A 2,021-nucleotide genomic window follows, 5' to 3' on the forward strand; every position below is an offset into this window, starting at 1 on the left:
GTGGTCAGCAGGGAGCTCAGATGGTCGGCATAGAAAATATCATCTGAGGGGAGGTAGCTGATGTAATTATACGAAGCCTGCCGCATACCCAGGTTCAGGCAGTATCCCAATCCTTTATTGGCAGTATGCTTAAAGTACCGGATGCGTTTGTCGGCCCGGTGCTCTGCCAGCAGCTCTTCTGTGTAATCCGTACTGCCATCATTAATGATGATCAGCTCCCAGTGTTCATGCTCCTGGGCCAGCAGGCTGCTGATGGCCCTTACAATAAAGCTGCCCTGGTTATAGGTGGGCATTATAACGGATATGCCTGTATTAATTTTCTCCATGTTGGTAAAGGATCTAATGATAAGTAGTAAGTGCCTGTTGGGGCATGGATGACTGAATATTCAGGAAACGTTTTTCCGTTTGCTCAAACAGCTGTGATACCGGGCACACCAGCCTGCCGGGAACCGGCGCTATATCCCCGCCGCCGAAATTTTTCTGAACAGAAATAAAAGGAAAGAACGTTAGCTTATTACTGGTGATGGATGAATAAAGATCTTCCACAACGATGTCCTCATCATACGGCTCGCTGAGAATGCGGGGAAAAAGGCTTCTGTACAGCACCATAAATTGCGTGCACATAAAGCTATTGACCCACCAGGTATGCTCCATAACAGGGATGGTTGTGCCAAAGCCGCCAATGCCGCCGCATAACATTTCCACCCCCAGCTCATGCGCTTTAATAATAGTTTCCAGGAACATTTCTTTTGAGTAGGCGGGTGTAAACTGGTGGTCATCTTCACAAATAATAATAACATCATCATCGTTATCCATGGCCAGCTGTATAATGTTGCGGATGCCTTGCCACAGGCCCAGGTTGCCCTTTTCGTGACGGATCGCATCCACGATGGTCACATCAAATTCTTCCCGCTGCGCAAATTGCTGCTGAATGTGTGATCTTCTTTCCGTTCTTTCCGGCAGGCTGATCACGTAGGTGGATAAGGTAAGGTTCTCCAGAGAGGCAGCAGGGATCCGCTGATCTATGGTTTGTTTTCTTTTATCGTAGTACCGGGCTACATTCTGCAGGATCTGTATGTTCTCAGCAGTGGTTTTAAACAGCTCTTCCACGCGCCGCTCATCGTTGTTCTTGCTGGTTACATCAGAATAGCCAAAGTCTTTCTGGGTGGAGATAAAAGGGTAAATAAAATATTTATTCCCTGTTAAGGAAGATATTTTATAGTCGGCTGCATCCCCGTTATCAAATACGGCATTGAGTATGACAGGGAAGAATTTTCTGAACAGCACCGTGAACTGCAGTCCTGAGAATTTTTCCATCCAGCACATGTTTTCCGAAACCTGCAGGCAGCTGGTTAACCAGCTAACGCCGCCGGAAAGCACATCGGCCTGCATGGCCGCTGCCTCTGCTATTAAATAACGCAGCTCTTCGGGGTCATAGGCGCCGGTGAACAGGTGGTCGTCCTCGCAAAGTATAATATGATCTGCATCTTCACTCACCAGGTTTTGCAGGATGTGTTTGATGGTATTCCACAAGCTAACCGCTCCATTAACGGCAGGCAATGGCGCTACAATGCTGAGGGCAAATTCATCACGGCCGGCAAACTCCTGCAGGATATGCGCCTTCCTGTCTGGCCTGCTTTCCAGGTTAACGATATATGTAGGAATAGCTGTTTTGTTCATAGCTTTTTTTGTAACAGGTTCTAATTTTTAATGAGCGTGCTTAACTTTTTTTCAATATAAACGCCTTTATCTGCCGATGAGGTCCGGGACAGTATCCTGCCTGCCGGGTCTATTAATATTTGCGTGGGGTACGCTTTAACCTTATATTGATCAATAATGGGCTTCTTATCCGGGTTTGACATTTCCTGGAAAAGATGGATCCAGTTCATGCCGCTTGTTTTTATCATTGCTTTTAAAGCATCCATATTTTCAGGATTATCATAGGCCACGCTTACTACCTGCACCTTATCTTTAAATCGTTGGGAGATCCTTACCAGGTCCGGTATTGCGCTTATGCAAGG

3 protein-coding genes are annotated in these 2,021 nt (G+C 46.6%); all 3 read right to left on the reverse strand.

Annotation, left to right across the window (positions count from 1 at the left end):
* On the reverse strand, window positions 1-326 hold a 326-nt coding region (locus tag VIM87_RS00590; RefSeq protein ID WP_331995085.1), incomplete at its 3' end, for a glycosyltransferase family 2 protein.
* Between the two features lie 13 nt (window positions 327-339).
* On the reverse strand, window positions 340-1,680 hold the full coding sequence (locus VIM87_RS00595) for a glycosyltransferase family 25 protein (RefSeq protein WP_331995086.1): 1,341 nt from the start codon (window positions 1,678-1,680) through the stop codon (window positions 340-342).
* A gap of 20 nt (window positions 1,681-1,700) precedes the next feature.
* On the reverse strand, window positions 1,701-2,021 hold a 321-nt coding region (locus VIM87_RS00600), incomplete at its 5' end, for a TlpA disulfide reductase family protein (protein ID WP_331995087.1).

It is taken from the genome of Chitinophaga sp., from assembly GCF_036569125.1.
GTDB lineage: Bacteria > Bacteroidota > Bacteroidia > Chitinophagales > Chitinophagaceae > Chitinophaga.

What these genes read in the sequence shown, in the direction of transcription:
- VIM87_RS00595 (WP_331995086.1), bottom strand. Translation starts at nt 1,680, where the DNA reads ATGAACAAAACAGCTATTCCTACATATATCGTTAACCTGGAAAGCAGG.